Here is a 25824-nt window from a genome sequence, read left to right on the forward strand (position 1 = left end):
GTTGTTACCCTGATTCACCCAATCGCAATGGACGACGGTCTGCGCTTCGCAATCCGTGAAGGCGGCCGTACCGTTGGTGCGGGCGTTGTTGCTAAAGTTATCGCTTAATTGTGATTGCTTAAGTGGCTGTGTATTGCAGCCACTATGCAGAAAGAGCACTTCGGTGCTCTTTTTTTTTGCTCTTTTTCTAATTACCCCACAAAGCCTGGGTTTGAAATAAAAACTATTCGCATTTACACTACGTATAGAAAATGTACCAGAGTGAAGAGTAAATGTACGTCTGCCTGTGCAATGCCATCAGCGATAAAACTATCCGTGAAGCGGTTCGCCGCTACCAGCCAAAATCTATCCAGCAACTGCGCCAAATTGTTCCCGTGGGGAAGCAATGCGGGAAGTGTATTCGTGCCACACGTGAAATAATGGACGAAGAGATGCAGCTTGTACCGCTGTATAAAGAAGCTATTTAAATTGCTGTTTTAAATTCCTGCTAAATACCCACAATATTTGTCGCGTTTTTTTGACTTCTTTTTATACGCATCTACGCTCAAGATAACTGGAAGCGGAGGAAGCAAAATGAAGGGCGACGTCAAAATCATAAGTCATCTCAATAAATTGCTGGGAAATGAATTGGTTGCTATCAATCAGTATTTTCTTCATGCGCGTATGTTTAAAAATTGGGGCCTGATACGCCTCAATGATGTTGAATATCATGAATCAATAGATGAGATGAAACATGCGGACAAGTACATTGAGCGAATTTTGTTCCTTGAAGGTATACCCAACTTACAAGATCTAGGCAGACTTCGAATTGGCGAAGATGTTCCTGAGATGTTGAACTCAGATTTGGCTCTTGAACTTGAGGGAGCGAAGGATTTGCGTGAAGCCATTACCTACGCAGATAAAATCCATGATTACGTTAGCCGCGATATGATGATTGAAATTTTAGCTGAAGAAGAACATCACATTGACTGGCTAGAGACGGAACTCGATCTGATACAAAAATTGGGTATTCAAAATTACCTACTGGCACAAATAAAAGACGAATGAATCTGACTCAAACCAACACTACGCCAAGCCCGCGAATCATTGAAGATACGAAAACGCGGGCTTGTTAAGTGGTTAATCTTTTTAGCCTGCCAAAAAATCCCTCATTAAAATCTCTACATATTTTCGCTGCAGCACGCAGCTGCATCAGAACAGGTATAGAGAAATTCACCTTAAGCTACCCATCAAATCACCCCTTCTTATGTTACCAGCCATGCAAAGGGGAGGAGTGAGCGGATAATATTTTCGTGAGAATGGGGGTTATAACAAGAACGCGGGTTGCTTCCTGAACAGATTTACGTATAATGCGCGGGCCTGCCGACATTGGTAGGCGCGATTCGAGCAGAATCGTAGACGGCAGAATTTTGGGCCGTCTGACAATACTCCCAATTGGGGAGTTATATGCTGAACGATTACACTCTCCCATCAATCGTAATGGGTTCGAGTAGTAATTTTTTTCGTCTATAAAAAGTTTGGAGCTCTGGTCTCATGCAGAACCAAAGAATCCGTATCCGTCTTAAAGCGTTTGATCATCGTCTGATCGATCAATCAACCGCGGAAATCGTTGAGACCGCCAAGCGCACTGGTGCGCAGGTTCGTGGTCCGATCCCGCTGCCAACCCGCAAAGAGCGTTTTACCGTTCTGATCTCTCCGCACGTTAACAAAGATGCGCGTGATCAGTACGAAATTCGCACTCACAAGCGTCTGGTAGACATCGTTGAGCCAACTGAAAAAACCGTTGATGCTCTGATGCGTCTGGATCTGGCTGCCGGTGTTGACGTGCAGATCAGCCTGGGTTAATCAGGTCATCGAGCGATTGAGAGGTTGAAACAATGATTGGTTTAGTCGGTAAAAAAGTGGGCATGACCCGCATCTTCACTGAAGATGGCGTATCTATCCCCGTCACCGTAATCGAAGTTGAAGCGAACCGCGTTACTCAGGTTAAAGCCCTGCAGAACGATGGTTACCAGGCAATTCAGGTTACCACCGGTGCTAAAAAAGCAAACCGTGTGAACAAACCTGAAGCTGGTCATTTTGCTAAAGCTGGCGTAGAAGCTGGCCGTGGCCTGTGGGAATTCCGCACCGCTGAAGGTGAAGAGTTTTCTGTAGGTCAGAGCATCAGCGTTGAGATTTTCGCTGAAGTTAAAAAAGTTGACGTAACTGGCACCTCTAAAGGTAAAGGTTTCGCTGGTACCGTTAAGCGCTGGAACTTCCGTACCCAGGACGCTACTCACGGTAACTCCTTGTCACACCGCGTTCCGGGTTCAATCGGTCAGAACCAGACTCCGGGCAAAGTGTTCAAAGGCAAGAAGATGGCAGGTCAGCTGGGTAACGAGCGCGTAACCGTTCAGAGCCTGGATGTAGTACGTGTTGACGCTGAGCGCAACCTGCTGCTGGTTAAAGGTGCAGTTCCCGGTGCGACCGGTAGCGACCTGATTGTTAAACCAGCTGTGAAGGCGTAAGGGGATAGCAATGGAATTAGTATTGAAAGACGCGCAGAGCGCGCTGACTGTTTCCGAAACTACCTTCGGTCGTGATTTTAACGAAGCGCTGGTTCACCAGGTTGTTGTTGCTTACGCATCAGGCGCCCGCCAGGGTACTCGCGCGCAGAAAACTCGCGCAGAAGTAACCGGTTCAGGCAAAAAGCCTTGGCGTCAGAAAGGCACCGGCCGTGCTCGTGCAGGTTCTGTTAAGAGCCCAATCTGGCGTTCAGGTGGTGTGACTTTCGCTGCGAAGCCGCAGGATCACAGTCAAAAAGTTAATAAAAAGATGTACCGCGGCGCGCTGAAAAGCATCCTGTCCGAACTGGTACGTCAAGATCGTCTGATCGTTGTCGAATCATTTGCTGTAGAAGCACCGAAAACCAAGCTGCTGGTACAGAAACTGAAAGACATGGCGCTGGAAGACGTGTTGATCATCACCGGTGAACTGGATGAGAATCTGTTCCTGGCTGCGCGTAACCTGTACAAGGTTGACGTGCGTGATGCAGCAGGTATCGATCCAGTTAGCCTGATCGCCTTCGACAAAGTCGTTATGACTGCTGATGCAGTTAAGCAAGTTGAGGAGATGCTGGCATGATCCGTGAAGAACGTCTGCTGAAAGTACTGCGCGCGCCGCATGTATCTGAAAAAGCATCTAGCGCGATGGAAAAAACCAATACCATCGTACTCAAAGTAGCTAAAGACGCGACTAAAGCAGAGATTTTTGCTGCTGTTGAGAAACTGTTCGAAGTAGAAGTTAAAGACGTAAACACCTTAGTTGTTAAAGGTAAAGTTAAGCGTCACGGACAGCGTATCGGTCGTCGTAGCGACTGGAAAAAAGCTTACGTCACCCTGAAGGAAGGCCAGAATCTGGACTTCGTCGGCGGCGCTGAGTAAGTCGGAGGAGAAAGACAATGGCAGTTGTTAAATGTAAACCGACATCTCCGGGTCGTCGTCACGTTGTTAAAGTGGTGAACCCAGAGCTGCACAAGGGCAAGCCGTTTGCCCCGTTGCTGGAAAAAAACAGCAAATCCGGTGGCCGCAACAACAACGGTCGTATCACTACCCGTCACATCGGTGGTGGTCATAAGCAGGCATACCGTCTGGTTGACTTCAAACGCAACAAAGATGGTATCCCGGCAGTTGTTGAACGTCTTGAGTACGATCCGAACCGCTCTGCGAACATCGCACTGGTTCTGTACAAAGACGGCGAGCGCCGTTATATCCTGGCCCCTAAAGGCCTGAAAGCTGGCGACCAGATTCAATCTGGCGTTGATGCTGCGATCAAAGCAGGTAATACCCTGCCGATGCGTAACATCCCAGTAGGTTCTACCGTTCATAACGTAGAAATGAAACCAGGCAAAGGCGGTCAGATTGCTCGCTCTGCTGGTGCTTACGTGCAGATCGTTGCGCGTGAAGGTTCCTACGTGACCCTGCGTCTGCGTTCAGGTGAAATGCGTAAAGTCGAATCTGACTGCCGCGCAACTCTGGGCGAAGTCGGTAACGCTGAGCATATGCTGCGCGTTCTGGGTAAAGCCGGTGCAACCCGTTGGCGTGGTATTCGTCCGACCGTTCGTGGTACCGCGATGAACCCAGTTGATCACCCGCACGGTGGTGGTGAAGGTCGTAACTTTGGTAAGCACCCGGTAACTCCGTGGGGCGTTCAGACCAAAGGTAAGAAGACCCGTAGCAACAAGCGTACCGATAAATTTATCGTACGTCGCCGTAGCAAATAATATTAGAGGATAAGCCATGCCACGTTCTCTCAAGAAAGGTCCTTTTATTGACCTGCACTTGCTGAAGAAGGTAGAGAAAGCGGTGGAAAGCGGTGACAAGAAGCCTTTGCGCACTTGGTCCCGTCGTTCAACGATCTTTCCTAACATGATCGGTTTGACCATCGCTGTCCATAATGGTCGTCAGCACGTTCCTGTCTTTGTTTCCGACGAAATGGTTGGTCACAAATTGGGTGAATTCGCGCCGACACGTACTTATCGCGGTCACGCGGCTGATAAAAAAGCCAAGAAGAAATAAGTAGGAGGAAGAGATGGAAACTATTGCTCAACATCGCCATGCTCGTTCTTCTGCTCAGAAGGTACGCCTGGTGGCTGACCTGATTCGCGGTAAGAAAGTGTCGCAGGCTCTGGATATTTTGACCTACACCAATAAGAAAGCTGCTGTATTGGTCAAAAAAGTCTTGGAATCTGCCATTGCTAACGCTGAACACAACGATGGCGCTGATATCGACGATCTGAAAATCACGAAAATTTTCGTTGATGAAGGTCCGACCATGAAACGCATTATGCCGCGTGCCAAAGGTCGTGCAGATCGCATCCTGAAGCGCACCAGCCACATCACTGTGGTTGTGTCCGATCGCTGAGACTCTGGAGACTAGCAATGGGTCAGAAAGTACATCCTAATGGTATTCGCCTGGGTATTGTAAAACCATGGAACTCTACTTGGTTTGCGAACACCAAAGAATTCGCTGACAACCTGGACAGCGATTTTAAAGTACGTCAGTTCCTGACTAAAGAACTGGCTAAAGCGTCTGTATCTCGTATCGTTATCGAGCGTCCAGCGAAGAGCATCCGTGTGACTATTCACACTGCTCGTCCGGGCATCGTTATCGGTAAGAAAGGTGAAGACGTTGAAAAACTGCGCACGGTCGTCGCGAAACTCGCTGGCGTTCCTGCACAGATCAACATCGCCGAAGTCCGTAAACCGGAACTGGACGCGAAACTGGTAGCTGACAGCATCACTTCACAGCTGGAGCGTCGTGTGATGTTCCGTCGTGCGATGAAGCGTGCTGTTCAGAACGCCATGCGTCTGGGCGCGAAAGGTATTAAAGTTGAAGTTAGCGGCCGTCTGGGCGGCGCCGAGATCGCACGTACCGAATGGTACCGTGAAGGTCGCGTGCCGTTGCACACTCTGCGTGCTGACATCGACTACAACACCTCAGAAGCGCACACCACTTATGGTGTAATCGGCGTTAAGGTATGGATCTTCAAAGGTGAGATCCTGGGTGGTATGGCTGCTGTTGAACAACCGGAACCGGCTGCTCAACCTAAAAAGCAGCAGCGTAAAGGCCGTAAGTAAGGAGAGTCGCTGATGTTACAACCAAAGCGTACGAAATTCCGTAAAGTGCACAAAGGCCGTAACCGCGGTCTGGCTGCCGGTACGGATGTCAGCTTCGGTACTTTCGGTCTGAAAGCTGTTGGCCGTGGTCGTCTGACTGCTCGTCAGATCGAAGCAGCACGTCGTGCTATGACCCGTGCAGTTAAGCGTCAAGGTAAGATTTGGATCCGTGTATTCCCGGACAAACCGATCACCGAGAAGCCGCTGGAAGTGCGTATGGGTAAAGGTAAGGGTAACGTTGAGTATTGGGTTGCCCTGATCCAGCCTGGTAAAGTCCTGTATGAAATGGACGGCGTACCAGAAGAGCTGGCCCGTGAAGCATTCAAGCTGGCAGCAGCAAAACTGCCTATCAAAACCACCTTTGTAACTAAGACGGTGATGTAATGAAAGCAACTGAGCTGCGTGAAAAAAGCGTTGAAGAGCTGAACACTGAGCTGCTTAATCTGCTGCGTGAGCAATTTAACCTGCGCATGCAGGCAGCATCTGGCCAGCTGCAGCAGACCCATCTGCTGAAGCAAGTTCGCCGTGATGTTGCACGCGTTAAGACTTTACTGACTGAGAAGGCGGGTTCGTAATGACCGATAAAATCCGTACTCTGCAAGGTCGTGTGATCAGTGACAAAATGCAGAAATCTGCAGTTGTCGCTATCGAACGTTTCGTGAAGCACCCAATTTACGGTAAATTCATTAAGCGTACGACCAAGCTGCACATCCATGACGAGAACAACGAATGTGGTATCGGTGACGTGGTTGAAATCCGCGAATGCCGTCCACTGTCTAAGACTAAGTCTTGGACGCTGGTTCGCGTTGTAGAGAAAGCGATTCTGTAATAGAATTCGCCCTCTTTAAAAATCTGATGAACGGCTCGCAAGAGCCGTTCATTTTTTCTACCCATCTGCGAGAACCGGTGTTATAATGCCGCGCCCTCAATTATGGGGCTTTCTAACGACCTGAGGTCTAGGTCCCGAAGTAGTAGTTGACATTAGCGGAGCACTAAAATGATCCAAGAACAGACTATGCTGAACGTCGCCGACAACTCCGGTGCACGTCGCGTAATGTGTATCAAGGTTCTGGGTGGCTCGCACCGTCGCTACGCAGGCGTCGGCGATATCATCAAAGTTACCATCAAGGAAGCAATTCCGCGTGGTAAGGTGAAAAAAGGTGATGTCCTGAAGGCGGTAGTGGTGCGCACCAGGAAGGGTGTTCGTCGCCCGGACGGTTCTGTCATTCGCTTCGATGGTAATGCATGCGTTATTTTAAACAATAACAGTGAGCAGCCTATCGGTACGCGTATTTTTGGGCCGGTAACTCGTGAACTTCGTACTGAAAAGTTCATGAAAATTATCTCTCTGGCACCAGAAGTACTCTAAGGAGCGAACAATGGCAGCTAAAATCCGTCGTAACGACGAAGTTATCGTGTTAACCGGTAAAGATAAAGGTAAGCGCGGTAAAGTTAAGAATGTCCTGTCTTCTGGCAAGGTCATTATTGAAGGTATCAACCTGGTGAAGAAACATCAGAAGCCGGTTCCGGCTCTGAACCAACCAGGTGGCATCGTTGAAAAGGAAGCTGCAGTGCAGGTTTCTAACGTTGCACTGTTCAATACGGCAACTGGCAAGGCAGACCGTGTAGGCTTTAGATTCGAAGACGGCAAAAAAGTCCGTTTCTTTAAATCTAATAGCGAAACTATCAAGTAATTTGGAGTAGTACGATGGCGAAACTGCATGATTACTACAAAGACGAAGTAGTCCAGAAACTCATGACAGAGTTTGGCTACAATTCTGTCATGCAAGTCCCTCGGGTCGAGAAGATCACCCTGAACATGGGTGTAGGTGAAGCGATCGCTGACAAGAAACTGCTGGATAACGCAGCAGCTGACTTGGCAGCAATCTCCGGCCAAAAGCCGTTAGTCACCAAAGCACGCAAATCAGTTGCAGGCTTCAAAATCCGTCAGGGCTATCCGATCGGCTGTAAAGTAACTCTGCGTGGCGAACGCATGTGGGAGTTCTTTGAGCGTCTGGTCACCATTGCTGTTCCACGTATCCGTGACTTCCGTGGCCTGTCCGCTAAGTCATTCGATGGTCGTGGCAACTACAGCATGGGTGTACGTGAGCAGATCATCTTCCCAGAAATCGACTACGACAAAGTCGATCGCGTTCGTGGTTTGGATATCACCATTACCACTACTGCGAAATCTGATGATGAAGGCCGTGCTCTGCTGGCTGCCTTTGACTTCCCGTTCCGTAAGTAAGGTAGGGTTACTTAATGGCTAAGCAATCTATGAAAGCACGCGAAGTTAAGCGTGCGAATTTAGCAGACAAATTCTTCGCAAAACGCGCTGAACTGAAAGCGATCATTTCTGATGTGAACGCTTCCGACGAAGATCGTTGGGATGCTGTTCTGAAGCTGCAGAGTCTGCCGCGTGATTCCAGCCCTTCACGTCAGCGTAACCGCTGCCGTCAAACAGGTCGTCCGCACGGTTTCCTGCGGAAGTTTGGGTTGAGCCGTATCAAGGTCCGTGAAGCCGCAATGCGCGGTGAAATCCCGGGTCTTAAAAAGGCTAGCTGGTAATTGTCACCAATTGAATCACGGGAGTAACACAGATGAGCATGCAAGATCCGATCGCGGATATGCTGACCCGTATCCGTAACGGTCAGGCCGCAAACAAAGTTGCGGTCATCATGCCCTCTTCCAAGCTGAAATTGGCAATTGCCAACGTGCTGAAAGAAGAAGGCTATATTGAAGATTTTAAAATCGAAGGCGACATCAAGCAGGAACTGGAACTTACTCTTAAGTATTTCCAGGGAAAAGCTGTTGTAGAAAGCATTCAGCGAGTAAGCCGTCCTGGTCTGCGCATCTATAAGAAAAAAGATGAGCTGCCAAAGGTAATGGCTGGTATGGGCATCGCTGTAGTTTCTACATCTAAAGGTGTCATGACTGATCGTGCAGCGCGCCAAGCTGGTCTTGGTGGCGAAATTATCTGCTACGTAGCGTAATCGGAGGATACTATGTCTCGTGTTGCTAAAGCACCTGTCGTTGTTCCTGCCGGCGTAGAGGTAAAACTCAACGGTCAGGTAATTTCGATTAAAGGTAAAAACGGCGAGCTGACTCGTACTATCAATGATGCTGTTGAAGTTAAGCATGCTGACAACGCTCTTACTTTCGCTCCACGCGAAGGTTTCGTTGATGGCTGGGCGCAAGCGGGTACTTCTCGCGCGCTGCTTAACGGAATGGTTATCGGTGTTACCGAAGGCTTCACTAAGAAGCTGCAGCTGGTTGGTGTAGGTTATCGTGCTGCCATTAAAGGCAACGTAGTTAACCTGTCTCTGGGTTTTTCTCATCCAGTAGATCACCAGCTGCCCGCGGGTATCACTGCAGAGTGTCCGACTCAGACTGAAATCGTACTGAAAGGTGCAGATAAACAGTTGATCGGCCAGGTTGCAGCTGACTTGCGCGCCTACCGTCGTCCTGAGCCTTATAAAGGCAAGGGTGTCCGTTACGCCGACGAAGTCGTGCGTACCAAAGAGGCTAAGAAGAAGTAAGGTAACACTATGGATAAGAAATCTGCTCGTATCCGTCGTGCGACCCGTGCACGTCGCAAGCTCAAAGAGCTGGGTGCTACTCGCCTGGTGGTACATCGTACCCCGCGTCACATTTACGCACAGGTAATCGCCCCGAACGGTTCCGAAGTTCTGGTCGCTGCTTCTACTGTAGAAAAAGCTATCACTGAACAACTGAAGTATACCGGTAATAAAGAAGCCGCAGCTGCTGTAGGTAAAGCTATTGCAGAACGCGCAATCGAAAAAGGCATCACTGGTGTTTCTTTCGACCGTTCCGGTTTCCAATATCATGGTCGCGTCCAGGCACTGGCAGATGCTGCTCGTGAAGCTGGCCTTCAGTTCTAAGGTAGAGGTCTAAGATGGCACACATCGAGAAACAAGCTGGCGAACTGCAGGAAAAACTGATCGCGGTAAACCGTGTTTCTAAAACTGTAAAAGGTGGTCGTATTTTTTCCTTCACCGCACTGACTGTAGTGGGTGATGGTAACGGCCGCGTTGGTTTTGGTTACGGTAAAGCGCGTGAAGTTCCAGCAGCGATCCAGAAAGCGATGGAGAAAGCCCGTCGCAATATGATTAACGTCGCGCTGACCAACGGCACTCTGCAGCACCCTGTTAAAGGTGCTCACACGGGTTCCCGCGTGTTCATGCAGCCGGCTTCTCAAGGTACCGGTATCATCGCCGGTGGTGCAATGCGCGCCGTCCTGGAAGTCGCTGGAGTACATAACGTTCTGGCTAAAGCATATGGTTCCACCAACCCGATTAACGTGGTTCGTGCAACGATTGATGGCCTGGGCAATATGAATTCTCCGGAAATGGTCGCTGCCAAGCGTGGTAAATCCGTTGAAGAAATTCTGGGGTAATCACGATGGCTAACACTATTAAAATCACTCAAACCCGCAGTGCAATTGGCCGTTTGCCTAAGCATAAAGCCACACTGGTTGGCCTGGGTCTGCGTCGTATTGGCCACACCGTTGAGCGTGAAGATACGCCTGCTGTACGCGGTATGGTTAACGCGGTTTCCTATATGGTTAAAGTGGAGGAGTAAGAGATGCGTTTAAATACTCTGTCTCCGGCCGACGGGTCTAAGCACGCACCTAAGCGTTTAGGTCGTGGTATTGGTTCTGGCCTCGGTAAAACCGGTGGTCGTGGTCACAAAGGTCAGAACTCACGTTCTGGCGGTGGCGTACGTCGCGGTTTTGAAGGCGGTCAGATGCCTCTGTACCGTCGTCTGCCGAAATTCGGCTTCACCTCTCGCAAATCAATGATCACCACAGAGATTCGTCTGTCTGATCTGGCGAAAGTTGAAGGCGGTATCGTAGACCTGAACACGCTGAAAGCAGCCAACATTGTCGGTGTGCAGATTGAATTCGTAAAAGTAATTCTGTCTGGTGAAGTTTCTACACCGGTAACGATTCGCGGTTTACGTGTCACTAAAGGTGCTCGTGCTGCAATCGAAGCTGCTGGCGGTAAAATTGAGGAATAAGTAGCAGATGGCTAAACAACCGGGATTAGATTTTCAAAGCGCCAAAGGCGGCTTTGGTGAACTGAAACGCAGACTTTTGTTTGTTATCGGTGCACTGATTGTCTTCCGTATTGGCTCTTTTATTCCAATCCCCGGTATTGATGCCACTGTACTTGCCAAACTGCTTGAACAACAGCGTGGCACCATCATTGAAATGTTTAACATGTTCTCTGGTGGTGCTCTTAGCCGTGCTTCTATTTTCGCACTGGGTATCATGCCGTATATTTCGGCATCGATAATCATCCAGTTATTGACGGTGGTTCATCCAGCGTTAGCGGAAATCAAGAAGGAAGGGGAGGCTGGCCGTCGTAAGATTAGTCAGTACACTCGTTACGGTACGTTGGTATTAGCCATATTTCAGTCGATTGGTATTGCTACCGGTTTGCCGAATATGCCTGGAATGCAGGGCCTGGTGATGAATCCGGGCTTTGCCTTCTATTTTACCGCTGTTGTGAGTCTGGTCTCAGGAACGATGTTCTTGATGTGGCTAGGCGAACAGATTACTGAACGGGGTATCGGTAACGGTATTTCGATCATTATCTTCGCAGGTATTGTTGCGGGTTTACCGCCGGCCATTGGCCATACCATCGAGCAAGCGCGGCAAGGTGACCTGCACTTCCTTCTGTTGCTGTTGGTTGCAGTTCTTGTATTTGCAGTGACCTTCTTTGTTATTTTCGTTGAGCGTGGTCAACGCCGCATTGTGGTGAACTATGCAAAACGTCAACAAGGTCGTCGTGTATACGCTGCACAGAGCACACATTTACCGTTGAAAGTGAATATGGCGGGCGTAATCCCAGCTATTTTTGCTTCCAGCATTATTCTGTTCCCGGCAACGATTGCATCGTGGTTTGGGGGCGGGACCGGTTGGAACTGGCTGACAACTATTTCGCTGTATTTGCAACCAGGACAGCCGCTTTATGTGCTACTCTATGCGACTGCAATCATCTTCTTCTGTTTCTTCTACACGGCGTTGGTTTTCAACCCACGTGAAACAGCAGATAACCTGAAGAAGTCTGGTGCATTCGTACCGGGAATTCGTCCGGGAGAGCAAACGGCGAAGTACATCGATAAAGTAATGACACGTTTGACCTTAATTGGCGCTCTGTATATTACTTTTATCTGCCTTATCCCGGAGTTCATGCGTGATGCGATGAAGGTCCCCTTCTACTTTGGCGGTACGTCACTGCTCATCGTAGTGGTCGTCATCATGGACTTTATGGCTCAAGTGCAAACTTTAATGATGTCAAGTCAGTACGAGTCTGCACTGAAGAAAGCTAACCTGAAGGGCTATGGCCGTTAATTCAGGTGGTTGAGAAGTTACGGAGAGTAAAAATGAAAGTTCGTGCTTCCGTCAAGAAATTATGTCGTAACTGCAAAATCATTCGTCGCGACGGTGTCGTTCGTGTGATCTGCAGTGCCGAGCCAAAGCATAAACAGCGCCAAGGCTGATATTGTCACATATTTTTCTTGCAAAGTCGGGTTGAGCTGGCTAGATTAGCCAGCCAATCTTTTGTATGTCAGTACGTTGCCATTTGAGTATCCTGAAAACGGGCTTTTCAGCATGGGACGTGCTTATTTAATAATAGGAGTGCATAGTGGCCCGTATAGCAGGCATTAACATTCCTGATCAAAAACATACCGTTATCGCATTAACTTCGATCTTCGGTATCGGTAAGACTCGTTCAAAAGCCATCTGCGCTTCAACGGGTATTGCTGAAAATGTTAAGATCAGTGAGCTGTCTGAAGAACAAATTGATCAGCTGCGTGATGCAGTTGCTAAATTCGTTGTAGAAGGTGATCTGCGCCGTGAAATCACCCTGAGCATCAAGCGTCTTATGGACCTTGGTTGCTATCGTGGTTTGCGCCATCGTCGTGGTCTGCCGGTTCGCGGTCAGCGTACTAAGACCAACGCACGTACCCGTAAGGGTCCGCGTAAACCGATCAAGAAATAATCGGGGTGAGTAAATAATGGCAAAGGCACCAGTTCGTGCACGCAAGCGTGTAAGAAAACAAGTCTCAGATGGCGTGGCTCATGTCCATGCTTCTTTTAACAACACCATCGTTACTATTACTGATCGTCAGGGTAACGCATTGGGTTGGGCAACCGCCGGTGGTTCCGGTTTCCGCGGTTCACGTAAATCTACTCCGTTTGCTGCTCAGGTCGCTGCAGAGCGCTGTGCAGAAGCGGTAAAAGATTACGGTATTAAGAACCTGGAAGTTATGGTTAAGGGTCCGGGTCCGGGTCGCGAATCAACTATTCGTGCTCTGAACGCCGCTGGTTTCCGCATCACTAATATTACTGATGTGACTCCTATCCCTCATAACGGTTGTCGTCCGCCGAAAAAACGTCGCGTATAACGCCCTCGTTTTTTAGGATAGTTGGAGAAAGAAAATGGCAAGATATTTGGGTCCTAAGCTCAAGCTGAGCCGTCGTGAGGGCACTGACTTATTCCTTAAGTCTGGCGTTCGCGCGATTGACACCAAGTGTAAAATTGAACAAGCCCCTGGCCAGCATGGTGCGCGTAAACCGCGTCTGTCTGACTACGGCGGTCAGTTACGTGAAAAGCAAAAAGTTCGTCGTATCTACGGTGTTCTTGAGCGTCAGTTCCGTAACTACTATAAAGAAGCAGCACGTCTGAAAGGCAACACCGGTGAAAACCTGTTGGCTCTGCTGGAAGGCCGTCTGGACAACGTAGTTTATCGTATGGGCTTTGGTGCAACGCGTGCAGAATCACGTCAGTTGGTAAGCCACAAGTCTATTTTGGTAAATGGCCGCGTTGTTAACATCGCTTCTTATCAGGTATCTCCGAATGATGTTGTTAGCATCCGTGAGAAAGCCAAAAAGCAATCTCGCGTGAAGGCCGCTCTGGAGCTGGCTGAGCAGCGTGAAAAGCCAACCTGGCTGGAAGTTGATGCGACTAAGATGGAAGGTGTGTTCAAGCGTATTCCTGAGCGTACTGATCTGTCTGCGGACATTAACGAACACCTGATCGTCGAGCTTTACTCCAAGTAAAGCTTAGTACCAAAGAGAGGACACAATGCAGGGTTCTGTGACAGAGTTTCTAAAACCGCGCCTGGTAGATATCGAGCAAGTGAGTTCGACGCACGCCAAGGTGACCCTTGAGCCGTTAGAGCGTGGCTTTGGCCATACTCTTGGTAACGCACTGCGCCGTATTCTGCTTTCTTCCATGCCGGGTTGCGCGGTGACCGAGGTTGAAATTGATGGTGTACTGCATGAGTACAGCACCAAAGAGGGCGTACAGGAAGATATCCTGGAAATCCTGCTCAACCTGAAAGGGCTGGCGGTAAGAGTTCAGGGGAAAGATGAAGTTATCTTAACGCTGAATAAATCTGGCATTGGCCCTGTGACTGCAGCCGACATCACCCATGATGGTGATGTCGAAATCGTCAAGCCTCAGCATGTAATCTGTCATCTGACCGATGAGAACGCATCTATTAGCATGCGTATCAAAGTTCAGCGTGGACGTGGTTATGTGCCGGCTTCTGCCCGAATTCATTCGGAAGAAGATGAGCGCCCAATCGGCCGTCTGTTGGTTGACGCATGCTATAGCCCTGTAGACCGTATCGCCTACAATGTTGAAGCAGCGCGTGTAGAACAACGTACTGATTTGGATAAGCTGGTCATCGAAATGGAGACTAACGGCACAATCGATCCTGAAGAGGCGATTCGTCGTGCAGCTACCATCCTGGCTGAACAACTTGAAGCTTTTGTTGACTTACGTGATGTACGTCAGCCAGAAGTTAAAGAAGAGAAACCAGAATTCGATCCGATCTTGCTGCGCCCAGTTGATGATTTGGAATTGACTGTCCGCTCTGCTAACTGCCTTAAGGCAGAAGCTATCCACTACATCGGTGATCTGGTACAGCGTACTGAGGTTGAGCTGCTTAAAACGCCTAACCTGGGTAAAAAATCTCTTACTGAGATTAAAGATGTGCTCGCCTCACGTGGTCTTTCTTTGGGCATGCGCCTCGAGAATTGGCCGCCGGCAAGCATTGCTGATGAATAACCGGATCACAGGTTAAGGTTTCACTGAGAAGGATAAGGTCATGCGCCATCGTAAGAGTGGTCGTCAACTGAACCGCAACAGCAGCCATCGTCAGGCTATGTTTCGCAACATGGCTGGCTCTTTGGTTCGTCATGAGATCATCAAGACGACTCTGCCGAAAGCCAAAGAGTTGCGCCGCGTAGTTGAGCCGCTGATTACTCTTGCCAAGACCGACAACGTAGCTAATCGTCGTCTGGCATTCGCCCGTACTCGTGATAACGAGATCGTGGCAAAACTGTTTAATGAACTGGGCCCGCGTTTCGCGAGCCGTGCCGGTGGTTACACTCGTATTCTGAAGTGTGGCTTCCGCGCTGGTGACAACGCTCCGATGGCATACATCGAGCTGGTTGATCGTCCAGAAGCTCAAGCAGAAGCTGTTGCAGAGTAATCTGTAGCAACGTAAAGAACCCGCTTCGGCGGGTTTTTTATTGCCTATCGTTAAGCAAATTAACTATTCTGATCATCATGCGATTTTGGAGGCACTTATGTGGTTACTCGATCAACTTGCTGAGCAGCATATAAAAGCAGCACAGGATAAAGGTGAACTTAGTCATCTTCCCGGGGAGGGTAAACCTCTCAAGCTCGATGATGACAGTCACGTACCTTCAGAACTCCGAGCGGGCTATCGGCTGCTTAAAAATTCAGGCTTTTTACCGCCAGAACTTGAAATACGGCGTCAGGCTATAGAAATCAACGATCTTCTCCAGCAACTCGATCCTGAAGATCCTCAATATTCAAATCATCGTAAACAGCTAATGTTGTTAGAGTTTAAACTTCATCAAGCGGGAATGAATACAGACTTTCTTCATAGCGAATATGGAAAATCCATTCGCCAACGCTTGGGGGAGAATTAAATGTATCGTATTGGTCAGCTTGCAAAGCTAGCGGATGTTACGCCAGATACGATTCGCTTTTACGAGAAGCAACATATGATGGATCATGAGATTCGAACGGAGGGTGGTTTTAGACTTTATAGCAGTAGCGATCTTCAACGTTTAAAATTTATTCGCTATGGTCGCCAGTTAGGTTTTAGCCTCGAATCAATCAGAGAGTTGCTTTCTATTCGAGTCGAACCTGCTAAACACACCTGCCATGAATCAAAAGCCATAGTTGAAAAAAGACTTAATGAAGTTAATAAAATGATGGCTGAGTTAAAAGTAATGCAGCAATCGCTCCTTCATTTATCAGAAGCATGTTGCGGTGATAGTCATACAAGTGTTGCCTGCTCAATTCTGGAGGCGTTAGAACGTGGTCCAGTGTTGAATGAAAGTTAGGCTGTGTTACATTGCAATATACAAAACAGGAATACGTTACAGGAGAATATATGAGTGGTTATAAACATACCAAAGGGATAATTAGAGACAATGCTATTGAAGCATTGCTTCACGATCCGCTGTACCGTCAGCGTATTGTGCAACAGCGTAAAGGGAAAGGCAGCTTTAAGCGCAAACAAAAATCGAATAAGGAAAATATTTGGGAGGGCAGTGATAAATCCAAAATTTATCACTGCCCTTCTTTAAACTATAAAAAAGCCGCCTCGTTGGCGGCCTATTTTAAATTTTTGTATTTTGCTGTTTAAGCAAATCACGAATCTCAGTGAGCAGAACCTCTTCATTACTCGGTTTTGCAGCTGGTTTTTCAACTTCTTTTTTCTTGTGCAGTTTGTTCATCAATTTAATAGCCATAAAAATCGCGAAGGCAACAATAATGAAATCAAAAACTGTCTGAATGAAAATACCATACTGCATTATTACTGCCGGCGTCTCTCCTTCTGCAGGTTTGAGCACCCAGCTAAATGATTTAAAATCAACGCCACCAATCAGCAATCCTAGTGGTGGCATAATTATGTTTGCGACTAAAGATGAAACGATTTTGCCGAATGCTGCACCGATGATCACACCAACCGCGAGATCAACCACGTTTCCACGCATTGCAAAATCACGAAACTCTTTGAATAAACTCATTCTTCTCTCCTTGCCCTGGCCAATGACCTAAAGTCTAACAAAGCTTCCTGTATTTGCCATCATCGATGCGCAATTAGCAGAATTATCTTGAGTTAGTATTTTAACGTTCATTTCTACTATAAAAAGAAAGGGCTAGGCTGGAATAGCCGTTCAACATCAGGAACAAACTTTTTATCTGTCAAAAACATGATGACATGATCGCCTTGTTCTATGCGCAGATTGTCATTAGCAATCATGACATCATCGCCACGTACTATGGCACCAATAATAGTACCAGGTGGCAGTTTAATATCATCAATTGGACGCCCAACGACACGTGATGTTGTTTCATCACCGTGGGCTATGGCTTCTATTGCCTCGGCAATACCACGACGTAAAGATGAAACGCCTACGATATCAGCTTTGCGCACATGGCCCAGCAGGGCAGATATAGTTGCTTGCTGTGGTGATATCGCAATATCAATAACGCTTCCTTGCACTAAATCGACATAAGCACGACGTTGTATCAACACCATGACTTTCTTCGCGCCCATCTTTTTCGCGAGCATCGCAGACATGATATTAGCTTCATCGTCATTGGTAACAGCGATAAACAAGTCAACTTGTTCAACATGTTCTTCTGCCAGCAACTCTTGGTCAGAAGCATCACCATAAAACACGATCGTATCCTCAAGACGCTCTGCCAGTTCTGCAGCGCGTTGTGGATTGCGCTCTATTAATTTGACGCTGTAATTTTTCTCAAGTCTTTGGGCTAAACCAAAACCAATGTTTCCACCACCAACAAGCATGATGCGTTTATAAGGCTTTTCGAGCCGCTGCATTTCGCTCATAACAGCACGAATATTTTGACTGGCCGCTATAAAAAACACTTCATCGCCCGCTTCTACAATGGTTGAACCTTGCGGGCGGATAGGGCGATCCTGACGAAAAATGGCGGCGACACGCGTATCAATGTGCGGCATATGTTCGCGTAGGATAGAAAGTGGATTCCCGACTAAAGGCCCACCATAGTAAGCTTTTACTACGGCAAGACTCACTTTCCCTTCAGCAAAATTAACGACTTGCAATGCGCCAGGATACTGAATTAATCGATAAATATTATCGATGACTAATTGCTCTGGAGAGATAAGGTGGTCAATGGGCACGGCTTCTGGAATAAATAATTTATCCGCATCACGCAAATAATCAGCAGCACGGATACGGGCAATACGGTTAGGCGTATTGAAAAGTGAATAGGCGATTTGGCAGGCAACCATATTGGTCTCGTCAGAGTTAGTGACAGCAACCAACATGTCAGCATCCTCGGCACCGGCTTCGCGCAAAATACGCGGATGAGAACCATGGCCCTGAACAACACGCAGATCAAACTTATCTTGTAACTGACGTAGACGCGTTGAATCGGTATCAACTACCGTTATGTCGTTATTTTCGCCGACCAGGTTCTCTGCCAGTGTGCCACCTACCTGACCGGCACCAAGAATAATGATTTTCATCGATTAAGAATGCTCATTTCAATTTACCTCAGGTTTCTTCACAAGCTTAGCGTAGAAGAAACCATCGCCACCATCGACAGTTGGAAATACTTGCAAGCCTGTTTCAGGCGCACCAAAAAGTGAGCACGCGACAGCATCATTATGGCGTTCCAGAAATGCGCTTATCTGCAGCTGATTTTCATCCGGGAGTATGGAACATGTCGCATACAATAGCGTTCCGCCGGGTTTGAGCTGGGACCAAATAGCTTCAATGATCTCAGATTGAAGTTTGGCTAGTTCGGCAATATCGCGTTCGCGGCGCAGCCACTTAATATCTGGATGTCGACGAATGACACCAGTCGCTGAACAAGGCGCATCAAGTAAAATTCGATCAAACAGTTCATCGCCACACCAATCTTGGGGAGAGCGACCATCGCCTTGCTTCACTTCAGCCTTCATCCCTAGCCGTTGTAAATTTTCATGCACGCGCACCAGACGCTGTGCATCAATATCCACTGCAAGCACCCGAGCTTCAGGTGCGATTTCTAAAATATGAGTGGTTTTTCCACCCGGTGCTGCACAGAGATCGAGAATGTATTCACCATTTTTAGGCTCAAGCAATAAAGCGCAGCGTTGAGCTGAAACATCTTGAACTGTTACCCAGCCTTGATCGAAGCCTGGCAGTTGGGTCACAGACGTAGGGGATTCGAGTCGCAAAGCCTCAGGCACTTCAGCATCTATAAAGGCTGTTTTTTGAGTTTCAGCTAATAAAGCAAGCCAGCTATCACGAGAATGATGTTGCTGGTTTACGCGTAGCCACATTGGCGGACGAACGTTGTTTGCTTCAACAATTTGTTGCCATTGTGTAGGCCAGGCAATTTGCAAACGCTTCAGTAGCCATCCAGGATGGAGGTAGCGCTGTGGACCCTCTTTTATACTGGCAAGCAATGCATCCTGCTGTCGCTGAAACTGGCGAAGCACGCCATTTAATAAGCCTTTCAAGCTACCACGTTTTAAAACTTCTGCACCCGCAACAGTTTCTGCCAAAACAGCGTGAGCAGGTATGCGTGTGTAGAGTAATTGATACAATCCAACCATGATCAAATAATGTAAAACGCGTTGTTTACCCGTCAGGGGGCGTTCCATTAATTTACCAATCAAGGCTTCAAGCTGTGGCAAAGTGCGTAGTACACCGAAGCAAATTTCTTGCACTAGTGCGCTGTCTTTATCGGACAGTTTTTTTTGTGCCTGAGGCAATACGGTATTGAGTGATTCACCTTTGTCGACAACACGTTCGATAAGCTGGGCTGAAAGGCTACGTAGATTGGTATTTTTGTTCATAGGTTTTTGTCATCAAACAAAAAGCCCGGTGATTACCGGGCTAAAGGGTCAGGCCAGAATAGTTCCAGGTTCAAACCATTCACGGCGCGAGTTGAGAAGATCTTGTGCAGACATTGGCTTTTTCCCAGCAGGTTGAAGCTGGAGCAAATTGAGCACGCCCTCTGCTGTCGCTATTTGTATACCTTGTTTATCAGCCTGGATGATTTCACCGGGTTGCTTATCAGCATGCGGAAGCACGCTTGCTTGCCAGACTTTAATTGGCTGATCATCAATGTTGAAAAAACTCATTGGCCATGGATTGAAAGCGCGAATGCAGCGCTCAAGTTGCATCGCGGGGAGCTGCCAGTTAAGACGCGCCTCTTCTTTACTCAATTTCTCTGCATAATTGGCTAATGCTTCATCCTGCTTTTCTGGATGCGCACGGCCATCAGCAAGCTGCGACAGCGTATCCAGTAATCCTTGCGGCCCAAGCTGTGCAAGTTTGTTATAAAGCGTTGCACTGGTATCTTCAGCGGTGACAGGGCAGGCAAGCTTATACAGCATATCGCCGGTATCCAGGCCGACATCCATCTGCATGATAGTGACACCCGTTTCGTTATCTCCAGCCCACAGCGCACGCTGAATGGGTGCTGCACCACGCCAGCGAGGGAGTAGCGAGCCGTGCACGTTAATGCATCCTAATCGTGGCATATCAAGAACCGCTTTTGGCAGGATCAAACCATAGGCAACGACAACCATAATATCTGCCTGAAGATTGGCAACCAACTGCTGACTCTCTTCAGGGCGTAATGATTTAGGTTGGAAGACTGGAATGTCGTTTGACTGAGCCAAAACCTTTACCGGACTAGGCGTCAATTTATTACCACGGCCTGCAGGGCGATCGGGCTGTGTAAATACAGCCACTACCTGATGCTCAGAAGCGAGCAGCGCGTCAAGATGACGCGCTGCAAAGTCAGGTGTGCCAGCGAAGATTATTTTTAATGGGGCAGACACATTTATCCCTTCTAAAGAGCTTAAGATTCTCGCGTGTTTTGACGCGCCAGCTTCTCTAATTTCATTTTGATTCGCTGACGCTTCAACGGCGACAGATAATCAATAAAAAGTTTGCCGTCCAGGTGATCAATTTCATGCTGGATACAGATTGCCAACAAATCACCGGTTTCCAGCTCAAAGCTATTACCATCGCGATCGAGCGCACGAATTTTTACACGCTCAGCACGCGGTACGAAAGCGCGTTGATCGGGTATAGAGAGACAACCTTCTTCAATTCCCGTTTCGCCACTTTTTTCCAGCAACTCGGGATTAATCAGCACCAAGCGTTCTTCACGGCTTTCAGAAACATCAATCACTATGATGCGTTGATGAATATCGACTTGCGTAGCGGCCAGCCCAATGCCTTCTTCGGCGTACATCGTTTCAAACATATCATCCACGATACGCTGAATATCTGCGTTAACTTCTTTAACTGGCGCGGCGATTTTGCGCAGACGCTCGTCAGGGAAATGTAATACCTGCAAAACTGACATAAATTTCCAGATCTGTATTCGGTTAAGTAAAGATTACTACCTCATATTGTAGACTTTTTGGGGCATGATTGACAGCATTCCACCGCAGGAAGCCTCAGCGAAAATGGATGCTAAAAAATGGAAAAGATGGCGTTATGTCTACAATTAGCCGCTGTTAGCGGAATGGTTGGTAAGCGTTGGCTTGAAGCCGCAAACCTGCTTTTAAGCGGGGGTGATGTCGCTAAACATTTGTCTCAGCTTAAATTTGATGAGCGCCAACGACAACAATTCAATAGTTTCCAGCAGGCTAATTTCAAAGAGCTACAGGCATGGCTCGCCAGTCATCGCAAACACCATCTCCTTACGGCGCTTGATGACCATTACCCCGCTTTGCTTACTGAGACTGATCGCTTCCCGCCGCTTATTTATATCAAGGGCGATCCTGCAGCTCTAAATACACCGCAGTTGGCTGTGGTCGGGAGCCGTAATTGCTCACATTATGGACGACACTGGTGCGAATGGTTTACTCAACAATTGGCGTTAAGTGGTTTGACTATAACGAGTGGGTTAGCCCGTGGCATTGATGGCGTTGCACATCATGCTGCACTTAATGTCGAAGGCAAAACGGTGGCAGTATTGGGTAGCGGTTTGAAGCACCTCTATCCGAAATCTCATTTCGCACTCGCTGAAGAAATCGTAGAAAAAGGTGGGGCGATTATCTCAGAATTCCCGCTAAATGCACCACCTAACGCCACCCATTTCCCTCGACGTAATCGTATTATCAGTGGCCTGAGCCAAGGTGTGTTAGTGGTTGAAGCCTCACTCAAGAGCGGTTCACTTGTTACCGCACGTTATGCCCTTGAGCAAAATCGTAACGTCTATGCTTTGCCCGGGTCATTGGGTAATCCCAGCAGCGAAGGTACAAATTGGCTAATCCAACAAGGCGCAATGTTAGTGGCGCACCCCAATAATATTCTCGAAGATTTGGGCAGTGCGCTTAACTGGTTACCTGTTACAAAATCAGATGAAATATATTGTGATGACAATGTTCATGCTCCATTGCCATTTGCCGATGTGTTGGCTAACGTAGGTGATGAGGTTACACCTGTTGACGTTGTCGCTGAACGTGCCGGCCAACCTGTGCCAGTTATCTCAGCTCAGTTGCTGGAACTGGAGTTAGCAGGATGGATCGCAGCTGTACCCGGCGGCTATGTCCGATTGAGGAGGGCATGCCATGTTCGACGTACTCATGTACTTGTTTGAGACATATATCCACAACGAAGCAGAAATGGGTGTTGATCAGGACAGATTGACAGATGACTTGACGGATGCCGGTTTTCATCGTGAAGATATTTATAATGCGTTGAACTGGTTAGAGAAGTTGGCGGACTATCAAGAAGGGCTGGTTGCGCCAATTTTACTGACAAATGATCCGCTCTCCATGCGTATCTATACAGATGAAGAGAGCAAACGTTTAGATGCTGAAAGCCGTGGTTTCCTATTATTTTTGGAACAAATTCAAGTTTTGAATTTGGAAACACGTGAAATGGTCATTGAACGTGTCATGGCGCTTGATACTCCAGACTTCGATCTTGAGGACCTTAAGTGGGTAATATTAATGGTTTTATTTAATATACCTGGATGTGAAAACGCTTATCAGCAGATGGAAGAACTGCTATTCGACGTCAATGAAGGTATGCTGCATTAAATTCCTTTTCATACATCTCTATCGTTATGAGTAAAACTGCACTCTTCGCTGTGCGAAAACAGGATCCCTGCCCCGCTTGCGGGGCAGAACTTGTTATTCGTTCTGGCAAACATGGACCTTTTCTTGGCTGCGCAAATTATCCTGCTTGCGATTATATCCGCCCACTGAAAAATCAGGCTGATGGCCATATCGTTAAAGTGTTGGAGGGGCATGCTTGCCCGGATTGTGGAGCAGATAAAGTGCTGCGCCAAGGGCGCTACGGTATGTTTATCGGTTGCAGCCATTATCCCGAATGCGCTTATACGGAAACCATCGACAAACCAGATGAGACTACGATTGATTGTCCTCAGTGTCAGAAAGGCAAGCTTGTACAGCGCCGATCGCGCTTCGGCAAAACGTTTCATGCCTGCGATCGTTATCCGGCCTGTCAATTTGCAGTAAATCTCACCCCAATTGCAGGCGTGTGTCCATATTGCCAGTTTCCTTTATTAGTTGAGAAAAAAACTGCGCAGGGCGTAAAGCTGTTCTGTGCCAGTAAAAGTTGCGGCAAAGCTATCGCTCAAGAGAATTAAGAGTTCAACATGCATAACCAAGATCTTTCTACTTCGTTAAATGATTGCGTAGGTCACCTTAAACGTCACGCCGTAATCGCCTATCCTACTGAAGCTGTTTTTGGGCTGGGGTGCGATCCGGATAATGAAAGTGCAGTAATGGCGTTATTAGCTCTTAAACAAAGACCCGTCGAAAAAGGGTTGATCCTGATTGCTTCTGAATATGCGCAATTAGAACCCTATGTGTCCGATCGAGAGCTTTCAGTCATCCAGCGAGAGCGGATGTTTGCCTGCTGGCCTGGACCAGTAACATTTGTTGTGCCGGCTCCGCCGCATACTCCCCGTTGGTTAACGGGAAAATTTGATTCATTGGCGATACGAGTCAGTGATCATCCTGATGTACAAGCATTATGCCGCGCATTTGGTAAACCTTTAGTTTCAACCAGCGCTAATCTTTCGGGGCAACCGCCTTGCCGTACAATAGAAGAAGTAAAAGTGCAGTTTGGTAATGACTTTCCTGTCCTCCCGGGATTAACCGGTGGGAGGCAAAATCCTTCCGAAATTCGCGACGTCATCACCGGTGATCTCATACGACAGGGATAATTTATGAATAACTATGCTGTTTTTGGTAACCCTGTTAGCCACAGTAAGTCACCATTCATTCACCAAGCCTTTGCCCAACAGACGGGAATAGAACATCGCTACGGCCGTATTTGTGCTCCGCTAGATGGATTTCCGCAGGAAATCGCTGAGTTCTTTGCTCAAGAAGGCGTAGGGGCAAATGTCACCCTGCCTTTTAAGCAGCAGGCATGGAAATTGGCAGACGAGCTTAGCGAGCGGGCAGCCCTTTCCGGCGCAGTGAATACATTAAAGAAGCGCAAAGATGGCACTATCCTCGGCGACAATACTGATGGTATTGGTTTATTGAGCGATCTCGAACGTCTCTCGATGATTAAGCCGGGAGACAGAGTTCTTCTGGTCGGGGCAGGCGGCGCTGCACGTGGCGTAATTCTACCCTTACTTTCTTTGGGCATTGCATTAACCGTGACTAATCGTACGCGCTCGCGAGCAGATGAATTAGCAAATCTCTTTAAACACAGCGGTGCAATCAATACTTGTAGCTTTGATGAATTAGAAGGCAAAGCGTTCGAACTCATCATTAATGCTACGTCTAGTGGCGTTGATGGGCAAACTCCACCCTTACCTGTTTCGTTAGTGCATCCCAGCTTACGCTGCTATGACATGTTTTATCAGTCTGGGCAAACGCCGTTCTTATATTGGTGCCAACAGTTTGGTGCACTTCATTTAGCCGACGGTCTGGGCATGCTGGTGGGACAAGCGGCACATGCCTTTCATTTATGGCATGGCGTTATGCCTGATACCGCGCCAGTAATTGAATCTTTGAAAAGAGAGCTAGAGCTATGAATCAGGCGATTCAATTTCCCGATCGAGAGCATCTCGATCCGAATTTAAACGCTATTTGTTTTCCTGTATTAGTTAATGGCATGGGGCTGACCTGTGCCATCCATACAGAGGCGTTACATCAACGTTTTGGCGACGAGGAAGCGATGACGCTTTTTAGCAACCACCGCTGGGATCTGGAAGAAGAAGCCGAACGCTGTATTCGTCGAGATGAAGTTGATGTTCAGGGTTGGGTTTGGCTTTCTGTCAAATAGTCATCTTTCCATCCGACATAATTATTAGCCGAATACAGCAGCCCTTCAATTTCCTTTTCGTTAAGCGGTCGAATCTGTTTTACCGGACTTCCTAAATATAGATAACCGCTTTCGAGACGTTTACCTGGAGGCACCAAGCTTCCTGCACCAATCATCACATCATCTTCTACAACGACCGCATCCAACAAAATAGACCCCATCCCAACCAAAACACGATTACCTATAGTGCAGCCGTGTAGCATTGCTTTATGCCCAACCGTGACATCTTCACCAATTATTAGAGGGTAACCTTCGGGATTTGATGCTGATTTATGAGTGACGTGCAGAACGCTGCCGTCCTGTATGTTAGTACGGGCACCAATACGCACTTGATTCACATCTCCACGAATAGCAACCAAGGGCCAAATACTAACATCATCCGACATGATGACATCCCCAACGACAACGCTGGTCGGATCTATCATTACGCGCTGGCCCAGCTGTGGATAAAGGCGTTTGTAAGGACGTAAGGCTGATGACATAAAAGCTCTCCTTTACTTAGTTTCTTTGCAGCCTGGTGTGATTTTTAGCGTCAGGCAAGGGGATTCTGCCTGAGATCGATGACGATCTCATCAATATGAATGTTTTCTCGCCACTTAGAAAAAAGATCCAGAAAAAGGCTTGTGCTAAGAAATTGGATCCCTATAATGCGCCTCCACTGACACGGCAAACCGGCAACGGGATGGCGGTTCAGGAGACACAGGAAACTGGGTCGCCGGAGAAAACTTCTGAAAAAGGGGTTGACTCTGAAGGAGAGAAGCGTAA

General features: G+C 47.8%; 46 protein-coding genes and 1 pseudogene. 41 read left to right on the forward strand and 6 right to left on the reverse strand.

Translation table 11 applies throughout. The features are described 5' to 3' along the window. The 34 genes and pseudogenes from MUG06_RS22335 to MUG06_RS22500 form a co-directional block, all read left to right on the forward strand. Positions 1-108: pseudogene (locus tag MUG06_RS22335) on the forward strand (elongation factor Tu); the annotation flags it as partial. Positions 109-272: 164 nt separating this feature from the next. Next, positions 273-467 (forward strand): bacterioferritin-associated ferredoxin, encoded by a 195-nt coding sequence (bfd, locus tag MUG06_RS22340; RefSeq protein ID WP_215845419.1) that lies wholly within the window; start codon positions 273-275, stop codon positions 465-467. A 106-nt stretch (positions 468-573) separates the two neighbouring features. Beyond that, on the forward strand, positions 574-1047 hold the full coding sequence (gene bfr / locus MUG06_RS22345) for a bacterioferritin (RefSeq protein ID WP_215845420.1): 474 nt from the start codon (positions 574-576) through the stop codon (positions 1045-1047). A gap of 486 nt (positions 1048-1533) precedes the next feature. Beyond that, the gene (rpsJ, locus tag MUG06_RS22350; protein WP_001181005.1) at positions 1534-1845 is read left to right on the forward strand and encodes a 30S ribosomal protein S10; all 312 of its coding nucleotides are present in this window, start codon (positions 1534-1536) and stop codon (positions 1843-1845) included. 32 nt (positions 1846-1877) lie between these two features. Then, positions 1878-2507: a 50S ribosomal protein L3 gene (gene rplC / locus MUG06_RS22355; protein ID WP_243080098.1), complete on the forward strand. Its 630-nt coding sequence runs from the start codon at positions 1878-1880 to the stop codon at positions 2505-2507. Between the two features lie 10 nt (positions 2508-2517). After that, positions 2518-3123 (forward strand): 50S ribosomal protein L4, encoded by a 606-nt coding sequence (gene rplD / locus MUG06_RS22360; RefSeq protein WP_243080099.1) that lies wholly within the window; start codon positions 2518-2520, stop codon positions 3121-3123. Then, the gene (gene rplW / locus MUG06_RS22365) at positions 3120-3422 is read left to right on the forward strand and encodes a 50S ribosomal protein L23 (RefSeq protein ID WP_215845421.1); all 303 of its coding nucleotides are present in this window, start codon (positions 3120-3122) and stop codon (positions 3420-3422) included. The genes rplD and rplW overlap by 4 nt, the downstream gene beginning before the upstream one ends. Positions 3423-3439: 17 nt before the next feature. Then, complete coding sequence (gene rplB / locus MUG06_RS22370; protein WP_215845422.1) at positions 3440-4261, forward strand: 50S ribosomal protein L2; 822 nt, start codon at positions 3440-3442, stop codon at positions 4259-4261. Positions 4262-4277: 16 nt separating this feature from the next. Beyond that, a complete protein-coding gene (gene rpsS / locus MUG06_RS22375; RefSeq protein WP_001138115.1) occupies positions 4278-4556 on the forward strand; it encodes a 30S ribosomal protein S19 in 279 nt (92 codons plus the stop codon). Between the two features lie 13 nt (positions 4557-4569). Further along, positions 4570-4902 carry a 50S ribosomal protein L22 gene (rplV, locus tag MUG06_RS22380; protein WP_046289651.1) on the forward strand — a complete coding sequence of 111 codons (333 nt, stop codon included), beginning with the start codon at positions 4570-4572 and terminating at the stop codon, positions 4900-4902. 17 nt (positions 4903-4919) lie between these two features. Further along, entirely contained in the window at positions 4920-5618 is a 699-nt protein-coding gene (gene rpsC, locus MUG06_RS22385; protein WP_215845423.1) for a 30S ribosomal protein S3, read from the forward strand. A 12-nt stretch (positions 5619-5630) separates the two neighbouring features. Beyond that, positions 5631-6041 carry a 50S ribosomal protein L16 gene (rplP, locus tag MUG06_RS22390; RefSeq protein ID WP_008927134.1) on the forward strand — a complete coding sequence of 137 codons (411 nt, stop codon included), beginning with the start codon at positions 5631-5633 and terminating at the stop codon, positions 6039-6041. Then, positions 6041-6232: a 50S ribosomal protein L29 gene (gene rpmC, locus MUG06_RS22395; protein WP_003850146.1), complete on the forward strand. Its 192-nt coding sequence runs from the start codon at positions 6041-6043 to the stop codon at positions 6230-6232. The genes rplP and rpmC overlap by 1 nt, the downstream gene beginning before the upstream one ends. Next, entirely contained in the window at positions 6232-6486 is a 255-nt protein-coding gene (gene rpsQ, locus MUG06_RS22400; RefSeq protein ID WP_067427355.1) for a 30S ribosomal protein S17, read from the forward strand. The genes rpmC and rpsQ overlap by 1 nt, the downstream gene beginning before the upstream one ends. Before the next feature lie 168 nt (positions 6487-6654). Next, a complete protein-coding gene (gene rplN, locus MUG06_RS22405; RefSeq protein WP_006120590.1) occupies positions 6655-7026 on the forward strand; it encodes a 50S ribosomal protein L14 in 372 nt (123 codons plus the stop codon). Between the two features lie 10 nt (positions 7027-7036). Then, on the forward strand, positions 7037-7351 hold the full coding sequence (gene rplX, locus MUG06_RS22410) for a 50S ribosomal protein L24 (protein WP_243080100.1): 315 nt from the start codon (positions 7037-7039) through the stop codon (positions 7349-7351). A gap of 14 nt (positions 7352-7365) precedes the next feature. Then, complete coding sequence (gene rplE, locus MUG06_RS22415; protein ID WP_003850155.1) at positions 7366-7905, forward strand: 50S ribosomal protein L5; 540 nt, start codon at positions 7366-7368, stop codon at positions 7903-7905. A 14-nt stretch (positions 7906-7919) separates the two neighbouring features. Then, entirely contained in the window at positions 7920-8225 is a 306-nt protein-coding gene (gene rpsN / locus MUG06_RS22420; RefSeq protein ID WP_215845425.1) for a 30S ribosomal protein S14, read from the forward strand. A 32-nt stretch (positions 8226-8257) separates the two neighbouring features. Beyond that, entirely contained in the window at positions 8258-8650 is a 393-nt protein-coding gene (rpsH, locus tag MUG06_RS22425; RefSeq protein ID WP_243080101.1) for a 30S ribosomal protein S8, read from the forward strand. A gap of 12 nt (positions 8651-8662) precedes the next feature. Further along, positions 8663-9196 carry a 50S ribosomal protein L6 gene (gene rplF / locus MUG06_RS22430; protein ID WP_215845426.1) on the forward strand — a complete coding sequence of 178 codons (534 nt, stop codon included), beginning with the start codon at positions 8663-8665 and terminating at the stop codon, positions 9194-9196. A gap of 9 nt (positions 9197-9205) precedes the next feature. Further along, positions 9206-9559: a 50S ribosomal protein L18 gene (gene rplR / locus MUG06_RS22435; protein ID WP_003850163.1), complete on the forward strand. Its 354-nt coding sequence runs from the start codon at positions 9206-9208 to the stop codon at positions 9557-9559. 14 nt (positions 9560-9573) lie between these two features. After that, positions 9574-10074, forward strand: coding sequence for a 30S ribosomal protein S5 (gene rpsE, locus MUG06_RS22440; RefSeq protein WP_243080102.1), 501 nt, complete (start codon positions 9574-9576; stop codon positions 10072-10074). 5 nt (positions 10075-10079) lie between these two features. After that, positions 10080-10259 carry a 50S ribosomal protein L30 gene (gene rpmD / locus MUG06_RS22445; protein ID WP_193405648.1) on the forward strand — a complete coding sequence of 60 codons (180 nt, stop codon included), beginning with the start codon at positions 10080-10082 and terminating at the stop codon, positions 10257-10259. Between the two features lie 3 nt (positions 10260-10262). After that, positions 10263-10697, forward strand: coding sequence for a 50S ribosomal protein L15 (rplO, locus tag MUG06_RS22450; RefSeq protein ID WP_215845427.1), 435 nt, complete (start codon positions 10263-10265; stop codon positions 10695-10697). A gap of 7 nt (positions 10698-10704) precedes the next feature. Continuing rightward, positions 10705-12036: a preprotein translocase subunit SecY gene (secY, locus tag MUG06_RS22455; RefSeq protein WP_003850175.1), complete on the forward strand. Its 1332-nt coding sequence runs from the start codon at positions 10705-10707 to the stop codon at positions 12034-12036. A gap of 32 nt (positions 12037-12068) precedes the next feature. Continuing rightward, entirely contained in the window at positions 12069-12185 is a 117-nt protein-coding gene (gene rpmJ / locus MUG06_RS22460) for a 50S ribosomal protein L36 (protein ID WP_004160566.1), read from the forward strand. 146 nt (positions 12186-12331) lie between these two features. Next, positions 12332-12688: a 30S ribosomal protein S13 gene (gene rpsM, locus MUG06_RS22465; RefSeq protein WP_003850176.1), complete on the forward strand. Its 357-nt coding sequence runs from the start codon at positions 12332-12334 to the stop codon at positions 12686-12688. Between the two features lie 16 nt (positions 12689-12704). After that, entirely contained in the window at positions 12705-13094 is a 390-nt protein-coding gene (rpsK, locus tag MUG06_RS22470) for a 30S ribosomal protein S11 (protein ID WP_004160563.1), read from the forward strand. Between the two features lie 34 nt (positions 13095-13128). After that, positions 13129-13749, forward strand: coding sequence for a 30S ribosomal protein S4 (rpsD, locus tag MUG06_RS22475; RefSeq protein ID WP_215845429.1), 621 nt, complete (start codon positions 13129-13131; stop codon positions 13747-13749). 25 nt (positions 13750-13774) lie between these two features. Then, positions 13775-14764 (forward strand): DNA-directed RNA polymerase subunit alpha, encoded by a 990-nt coding sequence (gene rpoA / locus MUG06_RS22480; protein WP_007891688.1) that lies wholly within the window; start codon positions 13775-13777, stop codon positions 14762-14764. A gap of 40 nt (positions 14765-14804) precedes the next feature. After that, on the forward strand, positions 14805-15191 hold the full coding sequence (rplQ, locus tag MUG06_RS22485) for a 50S ribosomal protein L17 (RefSeq protein ID WP_215845430.1): 387 nt from the start codon (positions 14805-14807) through the stop codon (positions 15189-15191). 97 nt (positions 15192-15288) lie between these two features. Continuing rightward, on the forward strand, positions 15289-15657 hold the full coding sequence (locus tag MUG06_RS22490; protein WP_243080103.1) for a DUF1992 domain-containing protein: 369 nt from the start codon (positions 15289-15291) through the stop codon (positions 15655-15657). After that, complete coding sequence (gene zntR, locus MUG06_RS22495; RefSeq protein ID WP_243080104.1) at positions 15658-16077, forward strand: Zn(2+)-responsive transcriptional regulator; 420 nt, start codon at positions 15658-15660, stop codon at positions 16075-16077. Positions 16078-16127: 50 nt separating this feature from the next. Beyond that, positions 16128-16382, forward strand: a complete 255-nt coding sequence (locus tag MUG06_RS22500; protein ID WP_243080105.1) for a ribosome alternative rescue factor ArfA — start codon at positions 16128-16130, stop codon at positions 16380-16382. On the opposite strand, the gene mscL is transcribed toward MUG06_RS22500, so the two are convergent. From mscL to def, 5 genes are all read right to left on the reverse strand, one after another. Continuing rightward, entirely contained in the window at positions 16357-16767 is a 411-nt protein-coding gene (gene mscL / locus MUG06_RS22505; RefSeq protein ID WP_243080106.1) for a large-conductance mechanosensitive channel protein MscL, read from the reverse strand. The two genes, MUG06_RS22500 and mscL, sit on opposite strands and share 26 nt — an antisense overlap. 116 nt (positions 16768-16883) lie before the next feature. Beyond that, positions 16884-18260, reverse strand: coding sequence for a Trk system potassium transporter TrkA (gene trkA / locus MUG06_RS22510; protein WP_215845434.1), 1377 nt, complete (start codon positions 18258-18260; stop codon positions 16884-16886). A gap of 18 nt (positions 18261-18278) precedes the next feature. Further along, positions 18279-19580, reverse strand: a complete 1302-nt coding sequence (gene rsmB / locus MUG06_RS22515) for a 16S rRNA (cytosine(967)-C(5))-methyltransferase RsmB (RefSeq protein WP_243080107.1) — start codon at positions 19578-19580, stop codon at positions 18279-18281. A gap of 48 nt (positions 19581-19628) precedes the next feature. Next, complete coding sequence (gene fmt / locus MUG06_RS22520) at positions 19629-20573, reverse strand: methionyl-tRNA formyltransferase (protein WP_243080108.1); 945 nt, start codon at positions 20571-20573, stop codon at positions 19629-19631. 20 nt (positions 20574-20593) lie between these two features. Next, the gene (def, locus tag MUG06_RS22525) at positions 20594-21106 is read right to left on the reverse strand and encodes a peptide deformylase (RefSeq protein WP_215845435.1); all 513 of its coding nucleotides are present in this window, start codon (positions 21104-21106) and stop codon (positions 20594-20596) included. A gap of 117 nt (positions 21107-21223) precedes the next feature. On the opposite strand from def, the gene dprA reads away from it, so the two are divergent. From dprA to MUG06_RS22555, 6 genes are read left to right on the forward strand one after another with little or no spacing between them, the layout of a single operon-like run. Further along, positions 21224-22348, forward strand: coding sequence for a DNA-protecting protein DprA (gene dprA, locus MUG06_RS22530; RefSeq protein ID WP_243080109.1), 1125 nt, complete (start codon positions 21224-21226; stop codon positions 22346-22348). Further along, entirely contained in the window at positions 22320-22793 is a 474-nt protein-coding gene (gene smg, locus MUG06_RS22535; RefSeq protein ID WP_215845437.1) for a DUF494 family protein Smg, read from the forward strand. Before dprA ends, smg begins: the two co-directional genes overlap by 29 nt. A gap of 26 nt (positions 22794-22819) precedes the next feature. Continuing rightward, entirely contained in the window at positions 22820-23365 is a 546-nt protein-coding gene (locus tag MUG06_RS22540) for a type I DNA topoisomerase (RefSeq protein ID WP_243080110.1), read from the forward strand. 9 nt (positions 23366-23374) lie between these two features. Next, positions 23375-23947 carry an L-threonylcarbamoyladenylate synthase type 1 TsaC gene (tsaC, locus tag MUG06_RS22545; protein ID WP_243080111.1) on the forward strand — a complete coding sequence of 191 codons (573 nt, stop codon included), beginning with the start codon at positions 23375-23377 and terminating at the stop codon, positions 23945-23947. A 3-nt stretch (positions 23948-23950) separates the two neighbouring features. Further along, a complete protein-coding gene (gene aroE / locus MUG06_RS22550) occupies positions 23951-24769 on the forward strand; it encodes a shikimate dehydrogenase (protein ID WP_243080112.1) in 819 nt (272 codons plus the stop codon). Beyond that, positions 24766-25020: a DUF1488 domain-containing protein gene (locus tag MUG06_RS22555; protein ID WP_215845440.1), complete on the forward strand. Its 255-nt coding sequence runs from the start codon at positions 24766-24768 to the stop codon at positions 25018-25020. Before aroE ends, MUG06_RS22555 begins: the two co-directional genes overlap by 4 nt. Here MUG06_RS22555 and MUG06_RS22560 read toward each other — a convergent pair. Beyond that, positions 24990-25541, reverse strand: a complete 552-nt coding sequence (locus MUG06_RS22560; protein ID WP_215845441.1) for a gamma carbonic anhydrase family protein — start codon at positions 25539-25541, stop codon at positions 24990-24992. The two genes, MUG06_RS22555 and MUG06_RS22560, sit on opposite strands and share 31 nt — an antisense overlap. A gap of 95 nt (positions 25542-25636) precedes the next feature. On the opposite strand from MUG06_RS22560, the gene MUG06_RS22565 reads away from it, so the two are divergent. Beyond that, on the forward strand, positions 25637-25824 hold a 188-nt coding region (locus MUG06_RS22565; RefSeq protein ID WP_243080113.1), incomplete at its 3' end, for a hypothetical protein.

It is taken from the genome of Pantoea sp. MQR6 (genome assembly GCF_022761075.1).
Classification (GTDB): domain Bacteria; phylum Pseudomonadota; class Gammaproteobacteria; order Enterobacterales; family Enterobacteriaceae; genus Pantoea; species Pantoea phytostimulans.